Annotated in this window: 18 protein-coding genes and 1 pseudogene; all 19 read right to left on the bottom strand. The window is 38.2% G+C overall.

The features are described 5' to 3' along the window. Positions 1 to 6: 6 nt before the first annotated feature. Complete coding sequence (locus ICI50_RS06030; RefSeq protein WP_013854231.1) at positions 7 to 168, bottom strand: hypothetical protein; 162 nt, start codon at positions 166 to 168, stop codon at positions 7 to 9. Positions 169 to 198: 30 nt separating this feature from the next. Further along, positions 199 to 655 (bottom strand): annotated as a pseudogene (locus tag ICI50_RS06035) (DUF441 domain-containing protein). Between the two features lie 242 nt (positions 656 to 897). Beyond that, on the bottom strand, positions 898 to 2,439 hold the full coding sequence (gene citF / locus ICI50_RS06040) for a citrate lyase subunit alpha (protein ID WP_013854233.1): 1,542 nt from the start codon (positions 2,437 to 2,439) through the stop codon (positions 898 to 900). Next, on the bottom strand, positions 2,429 to 3,343 hold the full coding sequence (locus ICI50_RS06045; protein ID WP_013854234.1) for an aldolase/citrate lyase family protein: 915 nt from the start codon (positions 3,341 to 3,343) through the stop codon (positions 2,429 to 2,431). Before ICI50_RS06045 ends, citF begins: the two co-directional genes overlap by 11 nt. Next, entirely contained in the window at positions 3,343 to 3,636 is a 294-nt protein-coding gene (gene citD / locus ICI50_RS06050) for a citrate lyase acyl carrier protein (protein ID WP_013854235.1), read from the bottom strand. The genes ICI50_RS06045 and citD overlap by 1 nt, the downstream gene beginning before the upstream one ends. Beyond that, positions 3,626 to 4,681, bottom strand: a complete 1,056-nt coding sequence (gene citC / locus ICI50_RS06055; protein WP_054640101.1) for a [citrate (pro-3S)-lyase] ligase — start codon at positions 4,679 to 4,681, stop codon at positions 3,626 to 3,628. The genes citD and citC overlap by 11 nt, the downstream gene beginning before the upstream one ends. Before the next feature lie 82 nt (positions 4,682 to 4,763). Continuing rightward, positions 4,764 to 5,555, bottom strand: a complete 792-nt coding sequence (locus ICI50_RS06060; protein ID WP_013854237.1) for an alpha/beta fold hydrolase — start codon at positions 5,553 to 5,555, stop codon at positions 4,764 to 4,766. Between the two features lie 82 nt (positions 5,556 to 5,637). Beyond that, positions 5,638 to 7,107, bottom strand: a complete 1,470-nt coding sequence (locus tag ICI50_RS06065) for a DASS family sodium-coupled anion symporter (RefSeq protein ID WP_056941313.1) — start codon at positions 7,105 to 7,107, stop codon at positions 5,638 to 5,640. An 18-nt stretch (positions 7,108 to 7,125) separates the two neighbouring features. Then, on the bottom strand, positions 7,126 to 7,824 hold the full coding sequence (locus ICI50_RS06070) for an RraA family protein (protein ID WP_188891321.1): 699 nt from the start codon (positions 7,822 to 7,824) through the stop codon (positions 7,126 to 7,128). A 248-nt stretch (positions 7,825 to 8,072) separates the two neighbouring features. Continuing rightward, positions 8,073 to 9,389: a C1 family peptidase gene (locus ICI50_RS06075; protein ID WP_188891323.1), complete on the bottom strand. Its 1,317-nt coding sequence runs from the start codon at positions 9,387 to 9,389 to the stop codon at positions 8,073 to 8,075. Between the two features lie 112 nt (positions 9,390 to 9,501). After that, positions 9,502 to 9,747, bottom strand: a complete 246-nt coding sequence (locus ICI50_RS06080) for a mucin-binding protein (RefSeq protein ID WP_188891325.1) — start codon at positions 9,745 to 9,747, stop codon at positions 9,502 to 9,504. Next, on the bottom strand, positions 9,699 to 10,679 hold the full coding sequence (locus ICI50_RS06085; RefSeq protein ID WP_188891327.1) for a mucin-binding protein: 981 nt from the start codon (positions 10,677 to 10,679) through the stop codon (positions 9,699 to 9,701). The genes ICI50_RS06080 and ICI50_RS06085 overlap by 49 nt, the downstream gene beginning before the upstream one ends. Further along, positions 10,627 to 11,247 carry a mucin-binding protein gene (locus ICI50_RS06090; protein WP_013854242.1) on the bottom strand — a complete coding sequence of 207 codons (621 nt, stop codon included), beginning with the start codon at positions 11,245 to 11,247 and terminating at the stop codon, positions 10,627 to 10,629. Before ICI50_RS06090 ends, ICI50_RS06085 begins: the two co-directional genes overlap by 53 nt. Positions 11,248 to 11,406: 159 nt before the next feature. Then, positions 11,407 to 12,336, bottom strand: a complete 930-nt coding sequence (locus ICI50_RS06095; RefSeq protein WP_188891329.1) for an L-lactate dehydrogenase — start codon at positions 12,334 to 12,336, stop codon at positions 11,407 to 11,409. 99 nt (positions 12,337 to 12,435) lie between these two features. Continuing rightward, a complete protein-coding gene (locus ICI50_RS06100) occupies positions 12,436 to 13,812 on the bottom strand; it encodes a flavocytochrome c (RefSeq protein WP_054640106.1) in 1,377 nt (458 codons plus the stop codon). A 12-nt stretch (positions 13,813 to 13,824) separates the two neighbouring features. After that, positions 13,825 to 15,228 carry a class II fumarate hydratase gene (locus ICI50_RS06105; RefSeq protein ID WP_056941311.1) on the bottom strand — a complete coding sequence of 468 codons (1,404 nt, stop codon included), beginning with the start codon at positions 15,226 to 15,228 and terminating at the stop codon, positions 13,825 to 13,827. Positions 15,229 to 15,398: 170 nt separating this feature from the next. Then, the gene (gene bsh / locus ICI50_RS06110) at positions 15,399 to 16,349 is read right to left on the bottom strand and encodes a choloylglycine hydrolase (protein ID WP_056941310.1); all 951 of its coding nucleotides are present in this window, start codon (positions 16,347 to 16,349) and stop codon (positions 15,399 to 15,401) included. Positions 16,350 to 16,361: 12 nt separating this feature from the next. Further along, complete coding sequence (locus tag ICI50_RS06115; protein WP_188891331.1) at positions 16,362 to 17,723, bottom strand: conjugated bile salt MFS transporter; 1,362 nt, start codon at positions 17,721 to 17,723, stop codon at positions 16,362 to 16,364. Between the two features lie 50 nt (positions 17,724 to 17,773). Continuing rightward, the gene (locus tag ICI50_RS06120; RefSeq protein ID WP_095342013.1) at positions 17,774 to 19,093 is read right to left on the bottom strand and encodes a conjugated bile salt MFS transporter; all 1,320 of its coding nucleotides are present in this window, start codon (positions 19,091 to 19,093) and stop codon (positions 17,774 to 17,776) included. Positions 19,094 to 19,223 lie beyond the last annotated feature (130 nt).

Here is a 19,223-nt window from a genome sequence, read left to right on the forward strand (position 1 = left end):
ACCTCGTTAATTAGCGTTCTTTTTACGATGCTTATCTTTCTTATTGTCTATCGTAATAATCTTAGGTCTCTTAGGAATCGGCGGCGTAATGACTTCATAATTGCGTAAACGACGTTCTAAATAATCATCAAGTCGTTGCGTCATATTCTCATGTACAATTATTGTCATTGCACTCACCTCTTTTTTAAATTATAGCATCTAAAAATGCAAATTAAACAAAGTGATTACTAGGTAAGTCATCCCACTAGCAATTACAGGGCCAGCTGCACCCCCCCTTAAATACTACCACACCAATGATAATACCTAATACTAAAGCCACTGTAACTTGCGGAACAGCCGCCAACTGGTCAACACCATATCTCGATAAAATAGCTACTGCAATACCAGCAATAATTGCAATCCATCCAGCTGGTGATTTAAAAGTTTTAACCAAATCTTTAAAACCAATCTGTCCAGTAGCAATTGGAATTAAAATTGCCACCGAGATCACGGTTACTCCCCAATTAATTCCTTTTGCTTGAATCGTAGGCAGCCACTTACTGGTAAATGGTAATAGCTTAAAAAGCATAACTACTCCTGTGGCAATGATTAGCGACATATTTTTACCAATTACGGCCACTGCTAAGACTAATGCTAAAAACAACCAACTTTCCATTTATATCCCCCATTATTCTAATTGCGTACAGTATTTACTTACTTTATCAAAAAATAAACTTCAAGACAAAATAAGTGAATTTTTTAAATAGAGCTGTCATACTATAGTTACTCAGGACAATAGATGTATACGCAAACAGTCTACCCTAAAACCGGTAGACTGTTTTGTTCTTCAAAAATAAAAAAGAGTTGACCAATCCTATTTTTGCATAGACTGTCAACTCTTTTTATTATTTTTATTCTCTAGTCTTTAACTTCTTTAATTGCATCAATAATTGTACCATCACGGTATTCAACTAAAGCAACAGTTCTATCAGTATATTCAAGTGGCTTTGGTGCACCAACTTGCTTTTCTGCCATCTTCTGCAAGTCTTTAATGTCCAAAATATTAAGTCCTGGAACATTCTTAAATGCCTTAATCAGGTCTTGACGAGCTGGATTAATTGCAATACCACGCTCAGTTACCAAAACATCGATTGATGAACCTGGGGTAACAATCGTTTCAACACTAGGTACAACAGTTGCATTTCTGCCACGAACAAGTGGAGCAGTAATAATCGTCATCTTAGCACCAGCTGCTGCGTCTTGGTGACCACCTACAGCGCCACGAATTACGCCATCAGAACCAGTCATTACATTAACATTAAAATCAGTATCAATTTGCAAAGCTGATAAAATAGAAACATCAAGGTTATTTACTACGGCACCCTTGTTATGTGGATCAGCGTACCAAGAAGCATCAATTTCTTGTTGATTCTTATTATTAGCCATCGATTGTGCAGCACCCTTGTCAAAGTCCTGAACATCCATTACTTTTCTGACTAAGCCTTCTTCAAGTAAATCAGTAGTTGGCTTAGTGATACCACCTAAGGCAAATGAAGCAGTGATGCCGTCCTTGATCATGCTTTGACGAAGATAACGGGTTACAGCCAATGCGGCACCACCTGAACCAGTTTGGAAACTAAAGCCTTGCTTGTAATATGGTGAGTTAACGATTACTTGGTTAACCATTTGAGCAATCTTCAATTCCTTAGGGTCTTTCGTGAAACGAGTAGCACCTGAACCAATCTTATCAGGATCTCCTACCTTATCGACTTTAACTACATAATCAACTTGATCCTGCTTAATTGATGCAGGAGTATTTGGATAGTCAACAATATTATCTGTCAACAAAACCACTTTATTAGCATATCGTGCATCCATTAAAGCATAACCTAATGAGCCAAAGACAGCATCTCCATCTTGACCATTAGCGTTACCGGCTGGGTCTGATACAGGTACGCCTAAGAAAGCAACGTCAATCTTGATTTCTCCATCTTCAATTGACCGAGCACGATTGCCGTGTGAACGGAAAATAACTGGATTCTTCAAGCCGCCATGAGAAACGAAGTCACCTAAGGAGCCACGCATCCCTGAAGAAGTAATGTTAGTAATTACACCCTTCTTGATTGCTTCAATTACTTTATCATTCATTACACCAGTCAATGAACTTGGAGCTAAAGTCAAATCCTTGTAGCCCATCTTAATAATCTTATCCATAACTAAATTAAAGACAAAGTCACCATTTCTAAAGTGGTGGTGGAATGAAATTGTCATACCATCTTGCAAGTTATTCTTGATTACTTCATCAAGTGAATCAACAATCTTGTTTTGACCAGTAGTAACTCTGACTTTAGGAGCTACACGTTTTACTTCTGGATGACCAATTTCTGTAGTTTCAAATGGCTTTAATCCCATTTTGTTCATTAAATCGTCTGGTAATTCGCGTTTAACTTTATTCTCCAATGTAGTTACCTTCTTCATCAATCAAGTTAGAAGCCTTAGCAGTTTCAAGGACACGGGTTGCTTTTTCTACGACTGGTTTATCAACCATCTTACCGTTAAGTGAAATAACACCTGAACCCTTAGCTTTAGCTTCACGAATAGCATTTTCAACATTCTTGGCCTGTTCAATATCTTCTTTGGATGGGTTGAAGACTTTATTAACCATTTGAATTTGACGTGGATTTACCAAACTCTTACCGTCATAACCCAATTCATGAATATAATTGGTTTCACGATAGAAGCCTTCAGTATCCTTCATATTGGAGAAGACAGTGTCAAAAGCATATACATCAGCAGCACGAGCAGCTTGTAAAACCATGTTGCGAGCAAATTCCAATTCGCGACCATCTGGATAACGGTGCGTATGCATATCTGCAGTGTAATCTTCACCTGATACGGCTAAGCCCATCATTAATGGCGTTGCAGTAGCGATCTCTGGTGCATTCAAAACGCCCTTGGCACTTTCAATAGCAGCCATTACACCGATTGAGCCTTTTTCAATGCCATATTCATCTTCCCAGTGTTCAATATCCTTAACCAATTTTTGAATCATGGCTGCTGATTCAGTCTTTGGCAAACGAATAACATCGACACCAGCTTTAACCATCGCACGAACATCTTCGTCATAAAATGGCGTATCTTGTCCATTAACTCTGACAACAATCTCACTAACGCCAAAATCAACTGTCTTAATTGCTTCGTAAACAAGCATTCTGGCAGCATCCTTTTCGGTTAATGAAACTGAGTCCTCCAAATCAAGCATGATTGAGTCAGCACCATAAATACCAGCGTCCTTGATCATGGCTGGATTGTTGCCAGGTACAAACATCATAGTTCTACGCAAACGATTCTTAACGTAAGTCATTAGAGCACCTCCAAATCTGGCTTATCTTGCGTTTCAGTTGCACGTTGTGCTGCAGCTAAAGTACGAGCCTTGATTACACAGTCAAGTGCACCCTTATCAGTTGCCTTAACTTTAGCATTTTCAAGTCCGTAGCTCTTCAAAGTATCAGTAATTACTTTTCTAATTTGATCACCATATGCTTTTTCAACTTCCGATTCCAAATCGATTTCAATGCCGTTAGAACCTTTAGAAATCATGATTTGAATATCAGAACTTTCAAGTGTTCCAGCAACGGCTGTGGTTTTAATTTCCATCAATTTTCATTCCTTTCTTAATTCTGGATTGTAATTCATCCATGTTTTTTTTAACAAATTCATACGTTGTTGGCGGTACGAATTTACTGATTTCCTTTAACTTATCTGCCTTGATTAATTGTCTTACCTTAGTAGCAGTGACAATTTCTTGATTTTCTTGAAGGCGTTTAACAACTACTACATCAATATCAGGTCCAAGCTCATCTATTAGACTTTCATTATAGAAGTTGGTGGTTTTTGAAAACGGTTCTTGACCTAAATAACGTTTGTGAATGTTTAAGTCCGGGGCAATCTTATTTTTGAATACAGCAGCATCGATTACTGTTTGTACTTTGATTAAATCGGCTGGTGTTTTTAAGAAATATGCTGGAAAAGTTGCCGGTGATACCATATAGTCTCCACCTGAGACAACCTTCACATTGGCAAATGCCTTAGTGCCCGCTTTAACCAATTCGAGACGCTCATCAAAACTAAACAATGAAGCATCATTAGCGACAACGAAAACGTAAACTAAATCATTCTCTTCACTAGCCAATTTAACCAAATATTGGTGTCCTAAGGTAAAAGGATTAGCATTCATCACTATGGCTGCAACCTTCTTGGTTGCTTGATCTTCAACTTTAGGTAAATCGGCAACATAGTCGGTAACATCCGGCATGCCATTCTCAAGAAAAGCAGCCGTATCCGTCTTGGCCAGTAAATTAAAGTGCAAATGTTCAAAGCTTGTCGCATATTTTGCCTTCGTAAATACAAATGAATGAAAAATTCGTTCATTAACTAGATACTGCATTAAGCTTGAAACAACCTTATTAAAACGTGCACCTTGGGCCATATCGTCATTTTTTACGCCGATATATTTTAAAACATTGCCAGCCACGCTACCCGTGCCAACTAAATTGCCTTCTTCATCTTTTAGCCCGATTGTATGGTCAATTACGTCAACTTCACGTTCGCTGAAGTCATGCAAACCAAGTGAACTTAATAATTCCTCCCATTTCTTTCGAGTTGATGCGTCACTTAAAAACAAATCAACGACTTGATCCATAAGCATGCCACCTAACTATTTTTGAGTAATCGCTTTCATAAATATAGTTTACTCTATTATTTGAATTATTTCAATTTATGAATCAATTTTTTAAATTATTCAAAAAGTCGGTAATGATATGATAAGTCTTCTCTGGTTGCTCAGCTTGGGGCAAATGTCCACATTCTGGAATAATCGCTGTCTTAATATCTTCGTTTAAAAACTTCACTGCTTTAATAAACTCTGGATTAAAGAATGGCGATTTTTCACCCGCAATAATTAGCATCGGCACTGGCATATCCATAATCATGTCCCGCCAATTCTGTTCTGCATGTTCGACTAAACAATTATAATTTTCAGCGGGATCATAAGGAAATTCTTGGTATTCCTTTTTAGCAGCTTGAAAAATCTGGTCATCAATATGGTGATAAAATGCTTTACCAAAATCAAACTTTAGCATCGTCGGATAATTATTCCAATTCAAATCCTTAAAACCATACTTCCAACTCTTGTCTGCAATCATTTTAGGCGATTGATCCAAATCAACCATCGCTTTTAATCTGCCTTTACCATAAATTGATAAGTATGCCCAAAGGTTAGCTGCCCCCATGGAATTACCAATTGCTACAACATCATGCAAATCAAGTTTAACCATTAATTCTTCTAAATCTACGGCATGACGGCTAATTCGCTGTCCGCGATAGGTTCTCTCAGACTGACCTTGATTACGTGGATCTAGCATAATAAAACGATACTTATCATTAAATAAAGCAATCAAATTTCGCCACATCTGAATAGATCCACCGATGCCTGGAATTCCCAGTAAAACAGGCTTTTCTTTTTCACTAGTATCAGTATAATGTAAAATCACATCGTCATTAGTTTTGAATTTCATCTTTACTCTTCTTTCATTTATTTGGCTCAATTAATATTATGATGCAAAAAAGCAATCCGGGAATTCCAGATTGCTTAATTTTTTACCAAACACCGATTACTTTCATCCAAAGAGTACCAATCACACCAAAGATAACTAGATAGATCAAACCTAAAACAAAGTTCATCTTCCACCATTCGCCTTGCTTGACATAACCGGTCGTAGCCAAAATTGAAGCAGGGCCATTAGCATAATGAGTAGTTGAAGCGTTGAAGGCACCCGTGAAGGCCAACAGCATCGCAGAAAGACCTAAAGGAGCCCCAGTTGCAACAGCAACAGACAAGAATGGCAAGTAAAGTGCAGTCATATGAGCGGTACCACTAGCAAAGAAGTAGTGAGTATAGAATAAAAGCAAGACCAAGATCGCTAATACAAAGCCCCAGCTAACACCACGTAAATCACTTTGTACAAGTTTGGAGAACCAATCAATGAAGCCGTATGAAATCAATTTACCAGCCATAAACATCAGAATTGAAAGCCAAATCAAAATGTTCCAAGCACCGGTTTCTTTCAAGGCATCTTGCATAGTTAAAACGCCAGTTACCATTAAAATAGTGACAGCTAAGAAGGCAACAAAAGTCGCATCTAATTGTGGAATCTTGAAGAAACCAGATAAAACCCAAAGCACAATAGACAATGCAAAGACAGCTGACATAATCTTTTCTGGTACAGACATTGGACCCATTGCTTGCAATTTAGCATCAGCCCATTTCTTAGCATCAGGAGTTTCCTTGATTTCTGGTGGATACATTTTATAAATTACCCAAGGCACGATAATTGCACCCACAGCTACAGGCACAATTGCAGTAAAGAACCAACCGGCCCAAGACATTTGATATCCTTTTTGAGCAGCTAATTGTTGAGCAACCATGTTAGGCGCAGCACCAGTAATGAATAAAGCCGTCGACAAAATATTGGCATGAAAAGCTGTAAAGTCAATATAAGCACCAATCTTTTTACGTGATGCCTCATCAGGCTTAGAATCATATCCTTCCTTAGATACTGATTGAACTACAGGCCAAACAACCCCACCAGTACGAGCAGAGTTAGACGGAATCAAAGCACCTAAAACTAATTCCAAACCAGTAATTGCATAGCCAATACCTAATGACTTCTTACCAAATTTTTGAATCATAATATAAGCAATGCGATTACCTAAACCAGTTTTACTGATTCCGTGAGCCATAATAAAGGCCATCGCAATTAGCCAAGCCGCAGAATTACCAAACGAACTAAGCACGCCTTGGTTAACTACCATACCCTTAGCATTAGTCACGTCCTTCATTGGAGCCAAGCCAACTAAGACAGTCACTACTAGCCCAGTCAAGGTTGTACCACCAATTGGTAATGGCTTAGTAATACAGCCCACAATCGTCGCAACAAAGATGGCAAACATTTGCCAAGCTTGCGGCGTTAAACCACTAGGACGCCATGGTGTAATGCACCACAGCACAATTCCGACAATCAAAGGCCAAATAAAGCCTTTATAATTTACTTTCTCTAAAGCTTTCATAAGTTTTCCCCTACTTCCCTATGGCCGATAAACATCGTCAATAATATCAAAGCCTTTATCTTTCAACGAATGATCAACCCAACTAAGATTAACTTCACCCTTGCTAAAAGCAATCGCTTTAGCATCATCTTGTCGATGAAAGGCTTGTGCCTTAGGCAAAATTGACGGTGCATCTTGACGCGGAATACAGATAATGCCATCCGGATCGCCTAAAATCACATCGCCTGGATTAACGCTCACATTCCCACAAGCGACTGGTACATTCAACTCACCAGGCCCTTCCTTGTATGGACCACCTGGTGTAGTACCCGTTGCATAAATTGGTAACTTCCAATGTTGTAAATTATCAATGTCACGAATCGGGCCATCAATCACAATTCCAGCGATCTTCTTTTGATCACGCAAATATGACATCATTACTTCACCAATTAAGGATCTGGTATTATCGCCCTCATCGTCAATCACAATCACATCCCCAGGCTGACAATATCTTAATGCAGCATAAATAGCTAGATTATCACCGGCTCTAGTATGAACAGTAAATGCAGGTCCCACCATTTCTTCATCGGGATTAGACATCAACTTGATACGTGGATTCATTGCACAGTTACGTTCCATACAATCAGCTGTATTCGACGCAGGTATCCCCTTAAATCCCGCGACAATTTGCGGATCAGGCATCTGTCGCTCTAGATAGATTCTCTTTCCTACAGGCATAGAATATTTCTCCCCTTCTTGTTTTTGATTCAAGACAGTTATCCTCTACTTTGTTAAAACAATTTTTAACTTCAAAATTGTTTCAACTCACAATTAATATTATACACTTATCAAGGCGTTAAGCGGTTACAAATTTTAAATTATTTAAATTTATAGGCTATTTTTGATAATTTTAAGTTTTATTTTTCCAACAAAAAAGGATCTAGCCTTTTTTGCTAGATCCCTTAACTTCATATAGAGGTTATTTATTATTCACCAAAATTATCCCAAGGCATTACATCGATTGCTGGTTGATCAACCAACTTTTGTAATTCCTTTGGTAAAAATTCTTTCTTTACAATTACATCATAGACGTATTGTTCAAACCAAGCCTGGCTCATTTCATAGAAGCCCTTGTGACCAAACTTGTCACCCCAGGAATTTTCTACCTTCCATTTACGAATATGACCATTATCTTCATCAACACCAACTAAGGTCATATCGTGCGTGGCAAAACCTTCACCAGTATTCAAACGATCTGCCTTGCTCATCTGCGTATCAACATCAAATAACTGATCAGTCTTATACAAATCAGTATCCAGAAAATCTGTCTTTCTCTCCATTTGCTTTAACACATCGTTACCAAAGCTGACTGCTTCACCTGACTTAAGTTGAGCCACAGCAGCTTGAGCTAGATATTCACTTGGCACATTTAAATATTTTACTTGATCGCCACCAGCGACATTATCATAAAGTGGCAAATGGTAGACCTTGTTATATTCATGATTAGGAATATTAGACAAAGCTACATAATCGTCAAAATTAAAATCTTTAAAGTATTTTTGTACAAAAGCTTGTGGCGTTAAATCGCGTTCTAAATGATATTTTTTATCATCATCACGGTATTCCAAATCAAATTTCTTAGGTGGTTCTCCCAGAGCTACAGCTACCATTCGGTAAACTTCATTTAAGAATTGTTTCTTAGTTTTTTCAGCTTCATCCTGCTTGCCTTCATTAACCAATTTACGTAAAACAAGAGCATCTTTTCGTTCCTTGCGAGCAAGATTTTCAGCTAAAGCAGTAGTATTGTTGGTATTAAAACTCTCTGGCATTGCATATGAAGGCACTACGCCATACTTTTTAACCAAATTAATAGCCATTGTCCAAAGACCACCATCTTCACCAGCAAATTCTAGCCAAGCTCGAACATGACGATCTGTCAAAGGATGATCTGCTAAGCGAATAATCGCATCATAAAAAGCATTAGCACGTTCAATCTTGTCCCAGAAGAAATTATAAGCTTGTGAAAAAGTGAAATTCTTAACTTTGTTCTCCTTACCAAAATAATGACGCAAAACATTCAACGTAGTAAACTCCCAACAACGTCCAGAATGCTTTTGATCAGTAACGCCACCAATATCAAGCTCAGTTGAAAATACATGGTTCAAGCGTTCTGATACACGGTCATTAAATGATGCTTCAAGCAGACCACTACGACGAGCGGCACGAGAAGCCACCTCATTCTTCTTATTAGAATTGAAATTAGCTGAAAATTCAGCTAATTCTTGCTCTGAAATAACTGTCATATTTTACCTCGATTTTATTAATCTCTTTAATTTTTTATTAATATCTTAATCATACAGTGTTTTGATTTGCTCTGCAACCAAAAAAGAGTGAAAACTCATTCACTCTTTTAGTTTATTTTCGACTTAGGCCAATGGTAAAAATCTGGACGATTGATGGCTGATCACCAAATTTTTGCACCGTATCTGGGATGTCAAAATTGTTAAAGACAATATGATAACCTGCCTGTTTAATAATTTTAAGTGGTATTTTAGTACTATATAAAGCGTTAATGCTGCTGCCAGCATAACCTTTCAAGATACCAGAAGATGTTAACTGCCTACCATTTTGATCCAAATCAATAAAATTGACCACTGCCATCTGGATCGGCTTTTTCTGAGACTTTGTTCTAGTTTGAGGTTGAGATTTAGGCTCAACTTTTGCTTTCTTCTTTGTATTATTTTTTTCGCCTTTTGCTGGCCTACTTTAATTACCAGTACATTATCATCTTGTTTCACTGGTTGATAAACTACCTTAGTATTTTTGGCGGGATCCTTTGGAGTAATAGTTACTAAATCGCAACTGTAGTCCTTAATTACAGGCAAGATAATACCAGCTTCTACTTTGGTAGGATCATATCCGTCAGTCTTATAAATTGGTTGCTTGGCATTAGGAATTTCATTGCCTTCTGCATCAATTGGGATAATTCTACCATTAGCTTGATACTTCACTACTTTTTCGATAGAGATCTTGCTTTTCATCCCCGCAATCTTGTTTTTATCGGCATGAAAGCCCGGAATTAATGGGACCTGAACATCATTAAACTTTTCTTGGTCAGCTTGCCAAGGACTAGATTTAATAATCTCACCACTAGCTTCATTAATCTGAAGTTTTCTAGTTAAATTAATTGTTTGAATATTGTCAGGTGGGGTCAACTCACCAGCACCACTATAGCTAACAATCAGTTGAATCTGCTTAGCATACTCTCTTTTAGGAATAAGTTTGGTAGGATGATCTGCATCAACCAGAACAACCGAACGCTTCATGGTCATAATAAAAGTAGGAACATAATCGTCATTATTACTAAAAAATTGAATTTCTTGATTAGGATTATAACCATTATTGATCAATAGATATCCTTGCTGCTTTAACTTAGCAACCGTTTCCTGGGGATCATAATTAACTACGGCATTCGGCTCGCCTACTAGTGTATCGGTAGTAATTTCTTCATTATCATTACTTAGATCAACATATTTAATCTCATTTAATTTCAACTTTTTGCTGATTGCTTGAGGGTGCATGATTAATCTCATAGGTTACCTCATAATTACGGTTGCAGTCTAATGGCGTAACGCTTTCACCGCCAACATAAGCATGTTGAGCAATATATCCGGGAATTTCAGGTGTAGAAACCATCAAGAAATTTTGCTCAGCAGGCTGCCAAGGCTGCATCTTCTTTTGTCCAGTTACTCGATCAACTAGCACTGTCCGCCTAAAAACAACTTGATTAACGCTATCTTGTGGTGTTCGATTAGCAGCACCATCATAGTGCACAATCTGTTGTCCAACTTTCTTCAAATCAGCTGACGTAATACCTGATTTCTCATCAGGATGAGTAATTGCTATTTTCTGATGCTTAAAAGAAATTACATATTCTGTTTGCTTTCCAAAAAATGGCGTTTCTCCATTTGGATTAAAATTATTTTTCTCTAATACATATCCTTGCTGCTCTAAGCTATTAATTTGAGCTTGACTATCATATACAATCCTTTGCCCTGCTTCTCCATTCAACTCGCCTGAGCTAGCTAGTTGAGCAGATCCATTATCTATATCTATAAAGTTAACTATTGCTTTGTTTCTTTCTTTTTTAAACAGAGACATACTTATTCTTCAACCATCCTAAATTTTCTATACTTAATTATCATTATAAGCCAAGTTCAGCCGGAATAAGCCATTAGAAAAGAAAAAAGATTAAGTGATCAAAAATCACCTAATCCTAATTCCAACCCCTAATCAATTAGCTTGGTGAGGAGCTTTTTATTAATCTAATTTAATTCCATCTAAGACTTCTTGCATCTTATCAGCTGAGTTGGTCATTTTAGCTTGTTCAGCATCAGAAATCTTAGTTTCAATAACTTGTTCAATTCCTTGACCATTAATTACGGCTGGAGTACCTAAGTAAAGATCATGCTTAATACCATATTCGCCATTAATTGGAGCTGATAATGGTAAGCAGATTGAACGGTTGTCTAAAATAGCACTCACGATTTGAGTAAGCATCATTGCAACACCATAGAAAGTTGCACCCTTGTTGCCAATGATCTTGCCACCCTTCTTACGGACGTCAGTTTCGATTTCACTTAAAACATCATCGTTAATCTCTGAGTAGTCACGTAATGGCTTACCATCAACAATGGATTCGTCAAAGTTTTCAAAACTAGTATCACCATGTTCACCCAAAACCATGGAGTTTACCTTAGCAACTGGCACATTTAATCTCTTAGCAAGTTCAACCCGTAAACGCATTGAATCAAGTGAAGTACCAGTACCAATTACGCGACTCTTAGGGAAGCCTGATAATTTCTGAGTTAAGGTGGTTAAAATATCTACTGGGTTAGCTGAAACAACAAAGACACCCTTAAAGCCTGATTCAACTACTGGTTGAACAATGTTCTTCAAGATTTTAACATTCTTAGCAACTAAGTCTAATCTAGTTTCACCTGGTTTTCTTGGCACACCAGCAGTAATTACACATACATCTGCATCCTTAGCATCGCTGTATTCAGCTGGGTGGATATCAGTTTGACCCATAAATGGAGTAATATCTTCTAAATCCATTGAGTCACCAACTGGACGATCCTTAGCAACATCAAAAATTGCTAATTCATCAACAGTAGCATTTTGCAATAAATCATTTGCAAAAGTTGAACCTACAGCACCATCACCAACAAGAAATACTTTTCTACTCATAAGTTATATTAGTCCTTTCAAAGTTATTAACTGTTTATTTACATGATCATTATACACTAAGCGCTTACATTAGACACTATTTATTTGATCATCAGCATCCTACTTGTTTTCACGAACAAACTTAGCCATTTGAATACCGGCTTGACGACCGAAAATAACTGTTTCAGCAATTGAGTTACCACCAATTCGGTTATTACCGTGAAGTCCACCAGAAACTTCACCAGCCGCATACAATCCTTTAATTACATTACCATTAGTATCCAAGACTTGGGTTTCAGTATTAATATGGATACCACCCATCGTGTAATGAATAGCTGGATGAATATGAATAGCATAGTATGGACCACGATCAATGGCACGATCCATCCCAGTTGTTCGACCAAACTCTTTATCCTTATGACTCTCAATTGCCTTATTCCAGTCAGCCACAGTTGTCTCCAAGTTTGCCGGATCAACACCAATTTCTTTAGCCAAATCAGCTAAATTATCGCCATGCCTAACCAATCCAATATGATCATAAAATTCTACCGCAGCGAAGTGACCACGTACACCAGAATCAAAGATCAAATATGCGCCATCTTCGTGTAATGAAGTAATTGCATCAGATACAATCTTTCGCGTGCTTAATTCATTGACAAAACGTTGGCCGCTCTTGTTGACCAAGATGGCACCTTCACCACGCAGACCTTCACCAATTAAGTAAACGTGAGGATTGTCGGTATTAGCGGTTGGGTGCACCTGAATAAAGTTCATTTGCATTAGTTGTGCTCCAACGTTTTTAGCCAATTTCAAGCCATCACCAGTAGCGCCTGGTTGATTAGTCGTCTTGTAGTCAACTAAATCCGGTCGATACTTCTTGATAATTTCTTTTGAAGCGCCAAAACCACCAGTTGCTAATAAGACCGCTTGAGTCTTAATGGTCTTCTCACCGTCATCGGTGTCTACAACCACGCCATTAACCTTGCCCTTACTATCCTGTAAAAGCTTAGTTACTCTAGCGTTGGTAAAAATATTAACGCCTTGCTTTTTAACTTGCGTGGTCAAACGCGAAGTCAAATAAAAGCCAACTGGTTCCATGGAGCCAGGACGGTGAGCTCTCTTTCTGCTCATCCCTCCAGTAATAGTTAAATCAGTCAACCGAACGCCATATTTCATCAGCCAGCTAATGGCGATTGCTGAATGGCGCACAAAATACTTAAGCATGGCACGGTCATTTAACAAACCGCCACCTTTTAAAGTTTCTTCATAGAAATCGCGGTTGTTGTCAATAATCCCTTCATTCAGTTGAACTAGTGATTCTGAAGCGTTCATCCCACTAGAAGCTCGATTGGTATTGCCACCAGTTTTACCATTTTTCTCTAAAACAACTACATTTAAACCGAGTTCACGTGCTTGCAATGCAGCAGTTAAACCAGTACCACCAGAACCGATGATAACTGCATCATATTTTTTCTTTAATTCTTCGTTATTAGGCATATTTTCTCCCTATTATTCTTCTGGAGTGGACTTATCAACGTTAGTCATCTTCATGTAGTCCATCCACTCATCGTATTGTTCTTCTGTCACTTTACCACTCTTTAAGGCAGCTTCTTTCAAGGTCGTACCTTCTTTATCTGCAGCTTGAGCGATCTTGGCCGCAGCATGATAGCCAATGTGTGGTGACAAAGCAGTAACTGTCATCAATGAATTCTCCAATAATTCATCCATGCGTTCATCGTTGACAGTCAAGCCATGAATCATCTTGTCGGCAAAGCCGGTAATCGTCCCCGTCAAAATGTTACATGAATCAAGGAAGGCAGCAATTAAAACAGTCTTGAAGACATTCATTTCAAAGTTACCCTGTGAGCAGGCAAAGGTAATTGTAGTATCATTACCAAAGACTTTAGCGGCAGCCATTGTTACAGCTTCAGCCTGGGTTGGGTTAACCTTACCTGGCATGATACTTGAGCCTGGCTCATTAGCCGGAATATTTAATTCATGGTAACCAGCACGAGGACCAGAAGCAAGCAAACGAATGTCTTGGGCAATCTTAAACATATCAGCAGCTAAAGTCTTGAGAGCACCATGCATCACGTCAAGGCCAGAGTGGTGAGCTAAGCCCCAGAACTTGTTGGTCTTAACCTTAAATTCATGACCATAAACTTCGGACAATTTGCCAGCAATTTTTTCAGTCATACCTGGTGCAGCATTCAAACCAGTACCAACTGCGGTGCCGCCGATAGCCAGTTCATAAAGAGTCGGCTTCAATTCTTGAATATATGCTAGATCATGCTTTAAAGCTGAAATGTAACCAGAAACTTCTTGCCCAAAAGTCAAAGGCGTTGCATCTTGAAGGTGAGTACGTCCTACTTTCACAGTCTTCCAGTACTTTTTCTCTTTGATCACTAATTCATCGATTAAGTGCTGAATAGCTGGCTCAAGCTTGTCTAATGCTTCCACTGCAACAATATTCATAGCTGTTGGATAAGTATCATTAGATGATTGACCACGGTTAACATCATCGTTTGGTAAAATTTCTAAGCCAGGATGCAATTTATTAGCTAAATTAGCAACAACCTCGTTGACATTCATGTTGCTTTGCGTACCTGAACCAGTTTGCAAAACATGAAGTGGAAAGTCTTTACGCAAGTCTGTATCGTTCAACTTTAAAAGATGATCAATAGCATCTTCAATTGCTTCACCTTTTTCTTTAGACTCATCCCCTACTTCAACGTTTGATTCAGCGGCTGCTTTCTTTAAGTGTAAAAAAGCACGAATGATTTGCAGTGGCATTCTTTCACCACTCGGGAAGTTATTGCGACTTCTCTCAGTTTGAGGACCCCATAATGCATCTTTAGGAATCTTAACGGGACCAATAGTGTCACTCTCAATACGATATTCTTCTTCGCTCATAATTTTCCTCCTTATTAAGTGATATAAGGTTTTCATTAATTTTCAATCACCTTTTATAATACCTGTAAGAGCTTTCTTTTTCAATAAAATTAAGATAATGCGGTTACATTTTAAAATATTAAAAAAGAGTAAAGCTCATGCTTTACTCTTTTTTAGTTAGTACTTCTTGGTTAACCGATAGTTAAATTTGAAGAAGTCATTTTTGGCTCATCAAGTTGATACTTTTTGAGTTCAAAATCATTTTCATAATTGCAGTAATAGGTCTTTGTCTTAGCTGAATAGCAGCCGGTATAAACAGTGTATTCAGCTTGATCATTGGTGTTTTCAATGCTGCCTTTGATCATTGCTATGGATTTTAAAATATTAAAAAACTTAGCGACATTAGCTTTTTCACCAGTTACTACTGGATAGTTAGCATTGAGGTATGCTGCCTTAACAAAACGGTCGGCAGGAATACTATCACCAGGTAGACCTAAGCTGCCAGTGCCAACGCCCAAAGGTGTCACAGTTTGACCATTTAAATTTTCAACACTGGCATCATGAACATTTAAGCCAGTGTAATTGCCTAAATTGGTCAAATGCCAATTGAAATCAGGACTATTAGTTAAAACACCTAACTTATCTTCAAAGACTTTCAAACCATATTGTTTTGAGTCTTCTACCACAATTGCTTCATTTTGGTCACTAATGATCCAATGAAGCGGAGCAACTGGAAATGAAGAATTAATTGCTTCGTTGACTAAGTTTAAATTCTTCAAAGCTTTTTTAACTTCCTCAACGGTTGAAAAGTTTTCGGTTACCCAGAGCATGATTTCATAAGAAGCCAGGTTGGTCTTCCCTTCAACTGGGCCTGAGCTAAATTGCGCAAAGTGAGGGAAATTCAAACCGGCAATTCCTAAACCGTCTTCGTTATAGCAGTCAAAATATGATGGATAGCCGTCAACAACGATTCCCATCCCAATAACAGCTTTTTTAGTCTTCGTATCCTGCAAAAACTTATACGGCAAAGGATAGTTTCTAGGGGTAATAATAACTTTTTCACCATAATCCTGTGCTACATCTAAGTTGCGACCAAAGTATAGATTACCTTGATCATCTGTAAATCTTAATCCTGTACACATAGTCTTTCCTCCTCAGGCGTTAGCGCCTTTTGCAGCTTGCTCAGCAATATATTTCTTTTGATATTTCTTAATTTGAATAACAGCCACAATTAAAAGGGCAAAGCCGATAATTACAAAGGCCAGCATGAAGTACCAGGCAACGGTAAAACTAGACATTCCCTTAATAATGCCGAATAATGGCGCACCAATCGCAAAACCAATTGCGTAAGCTAAACCAACATAACCTAGCATTACCCCTTGTTCTTTAGCGCCAAACAAATCTTTTGCCATAAAGGCAGGACCTGACATGTAGCTAAATACTGCTAGTCCACAAAAGATCGCATAAGCATAACCGGCTACTCTGCTTTGAGTGGCACCATAAGGCTGCAGACTAACGAAAATCATCATGGCGATTGATAAGACGTACATGCAAGCTGCATAGGTCATTGATTTAGCTGTGCCGAATTTATCAAACAAGACACCACTAGATACATTACCAATTAAACAACCAACACCATACATTGAGCCGATCAAACCAACATCAGTTAAGGTTAGTTTCGTATCTAGGAAGGCAGCATAGTCTTCATTTAAAGAAGCTAAGCCTAAGCCAATGATCAAGAAGCCTAAACTAAAGACCCAGAACCATTTCATCTGCAAAACCTGTTTGCTAGTAAAACCTGAGAATTCCTTAGCTTTAGCAGCAGCTTGCTCTTTCTTGTTTGCTTGAATTTCTTCAGCAGTCGCAACAATTTCATTTTCCTTAGGTGTTCTAATAAATAAAGCAATAATTACACCAATAACTAACAAGGCAATTGCGAAAATGAAGAACGGTGCCATTGACGTCAAATGCCCCGTTTTAGCATTGCCCGTCATGAAATGTTCCAAGATTCCTTGAGTTGCTGGTTGCAAGAAAATATTGCCAATTGAACCACCACAAAAGGCGATTCCTAAAGCAGCACCACGGCCCTTAGCTGGGAACCAATGGTTAATTACCCAAGGCACACCCTGGCCTGAGTAAAAAGTCGAACCAATCATACATACAATTGCGGCAATATAGAATGCTGGCAATTTGGTACTGATCCCAAAAATCACATAAGCTAAAGCCGAAAGACCCATACCAATCAAATACATGATCTTGTAGTTAACCTTTTCCAATGCTTTACCAATAAATGGTGAAGCAATTGAAGCAGCTACGGCCCCAAAGGTAAAGATCAAAGTATAAGATGCCAGTGTAAAATGAAATGTATTAACGAGCGGATGAACAAATAACGGCTGAATATTTTGGGCAATCCCATAAGGAATTGCTTGGGTCAGCATACATAGAAAGACCATAAAATATTTATAGCCATTGCTTACTGTCTTTTTCTGGTCAACAGCGACATTATTACTACTCATTTTAACGTCCCTCTTTCTCTACTAAATCTGTTTTACTCTGTTTATGTTTATTAAATTAATTGCTTTTGCAACCGCTTAATTCTTAGTGCAGCAATAATCAACAAAATGAAGCCAACTGATACAAAGATCAGCGTAAAGCACCAAGCAATTGTGAAATTAGTCATCCCCTTAATTACGCCAAATAACGGTGCACCGATGGCGAAGCCAACTGCATAGGCCAAACTTACATAACCTAAATTTACCCCCTGAGCTTTAGCGCCAAAGAGACTCTTGGTCATGAAAGCCGGCCCGGACATGTAACTGAATACCGATAAACCACTAGCGATAGCATAACCAATCCCAGCAACTGAATTCATGGAATCGCCGTAAGGATGCACGCTAATTAACAACATTAACAAAATCGAGATTACCAGCATTACTCCAGCATAGGTCATTGCTTTAGCTACTCCAAGACGATCAAATAGATAACCGCCAGAGATATTGCCGACAATTCCGGCCATGCCAAAGACGGAACCAATTAATCCTACTTGTGTTAAAGACATTTTGGTATCCAAAAAGGCCGCATAATCTTCATTCAAAGAGGCCATGCCTAGGCCAAAAATCAGAAAACCAATACTAAAAATCCAGAACCACTTCATTTTCAAGACCTCTTTACTAGACCAGCCTTGAAAATCCTGGTTAGTTTGAGCTTTAGTGGCTCTATCTTTTTTATCAATTGCACTAGAAACAATTTCATTACTTTTAGGAACGCGAATGAACAGCGCGATAATTACACCAATAACTAGCAGTGCAATGCTAAAAATAAAGAATGGCATCATTGAAGTTAGATGTCCTGTTTTAGCACCGCCAACCATAAAGCTCTTTAAAATTGCTTGAGTAATTGGCTGTAAGAAAATCTCACCAACAGAACCACCACAAAAGGCAAGCCCTAATGCAACACCACGGCCTTCATCTGGAAACCAGTGGTTAATTACCCAAGGAACACCTTGACCTGAATAAAAAGTCGAACCAACCATACAAATGATGCCAGCCAGGTAAAAGCCAGGCAATTTTGTACTAAGTCCGAAAATCCCATATGCTCCAGCCGATAGAACAATACCGATTAGATACATAATTTTAAAATTAACTTTTGGCAATGCTTTACCAACTAATGGTGATACCAGTGACCCGACAACTGCACCAAAAGTAAAAATCAAAGTATATGAAGCTAATGTAAAATGAAATGTATTAACTAATGGATGCACAAATAATGGCTGAATCAATTGAGCTATTCCATATGGCACTGCTTGCGTTAGCATACATAGGAAAACCATAAAATATCTATAGCCTTTGCTAACTGGCTTTTGGGCAAGCGCCAGTTTTTCATCCATTTTAATCTCTCCTCTCTCACTTTTTAATCGCTTTCAAGACCAATACTATGCTTAATCTAAAAATAACAAATAAAACGACTTATTATTTAAAAATAAAATGCTAAAAGTACGCTTATTTCACATACTCCTA

Origin of the sequence: Lactobacillus kefiranofaciens, from assembly GCF_014656585.1 — a bacterium.
GTDB classification, from domain to species: Bacteria; Bacillota; Bacilli; order Lactobacillales; family Lactobacillaceae; genus Lactobacillus; species Lactobacillus kefiranofaciens.

Coding starts and splice junctions, on each gene's coding strand:
- citD (WP_013854235.1), bottom strand. CDS start 3,636: ATGGAAATTAAAACCACAGCCGTTGCTGGAACACTTGAAAGTTCTGAT.
- ICI50_RS06105 (WP_056941311.1), bottom strand. CDS start 15,228: ATGAGCGAAGAAGAATATCGTATTGAGAGTGACACTATTGGTCCCGTT.
- ICI50_RS06060 (WP_013854237.1), bottom strand. CDS start 5,555: ATGAAATTCAAAACTAATGACGATGTGATTTTACATTATACTGATACT.
- ICI50_RS06095 (WP_188891329.1), bottom strand. CDS start 12,336: ATGAGTAGAAAAGTATTTCTTGTTGGTGATGGTGCTGTAGGTTCAACT.
- ICI50_RS06045 (WP_013854234.1), bottom strand. CDS start 3,343: ATGACTTACGTTAAGAATCGTTTGCGTAGAACTATGATGTTTGTACCT.
- ICI50_RS06065 (WP_056941313.1), bottom strand. CDS start 7,107: ATGAAAGCTTTAGAGAAAGTAAATTATAAAGGCTTTATTTGGCCTTTG.
- ICI50_RS06080 (WP_188891325.1), bottom strand. CDS start 9,747: ATGGCAGTGGTCAATTTTATTGATTTGGATCAAAATGGTAGGCAGTTA.
- bsh (WP_056941310.1), bottom strand. CDS start 16,349: ATGTGTACAGGATTAAGATTTACAGATGATCAAGGTAATCTATACTTT.
- ICI50_RS06075 (WP_188891323.1), bottom strand. CDS start 9,389: ATGACAGTTATTTCAGAGCAAGAATTAGCTGAATTTTCAGCTAATTTC.
- ICI50_RS06030 (WP_013854231.1), bottom strand. CDS start 168: ATGACAATAATTGTACATGAGAATATGACGCAACGACTTGATGATTAT.
- ICI50_RS06070 (WP_188891321.1), bottom strand. CDS start 7,824: ATGCCTGTAGGAAAGAGAATCTATCTAGAGCGACAGATGCCTGATCCG.
- ICI50_RS06115 (WP_188891331.1), bottom strand. CDS start 17,723: ATGAGTAGTAATAATGTCGCTGTTGACCAGAAAAAGACAGTAAGCAAT.
- citC (WP_054640101.1), bottom strand. CDS start 4,681: ATGGATCAAGTCGTTGATTTGTTTTTAAGTGACGCATCAACTCGAAAG.
- ICI50_RS06085 (WP_188891327.1), bottom strand. CDS start 10,679: ATGAGATTAATCATGCACCCTCAAGCAATCAGCAAAAAGTTGAAATTA.
- ICI50_RS06120 (WP_095342013.1), bottom strand. CDS start 19,093: ATGGATGAAAAACTGGCGCTTGCCCAAAAGCCAGTTAGCAAAGGCTAT.
- ICI50_RS06090 (WP_013854242.1), bottom strand. CDS start 11,247: ATGTCTCTGTTTAAAAAAGAAAGAAACAAAGCAATAGTTAACTTTATA.
- ICI50_RS06100 (WP_054640106.1), bottom strand. CDS start 13,812: ATGCCTAATAACGAAGAATTAAAGAAAAAATATGATGCAGTTATCATC.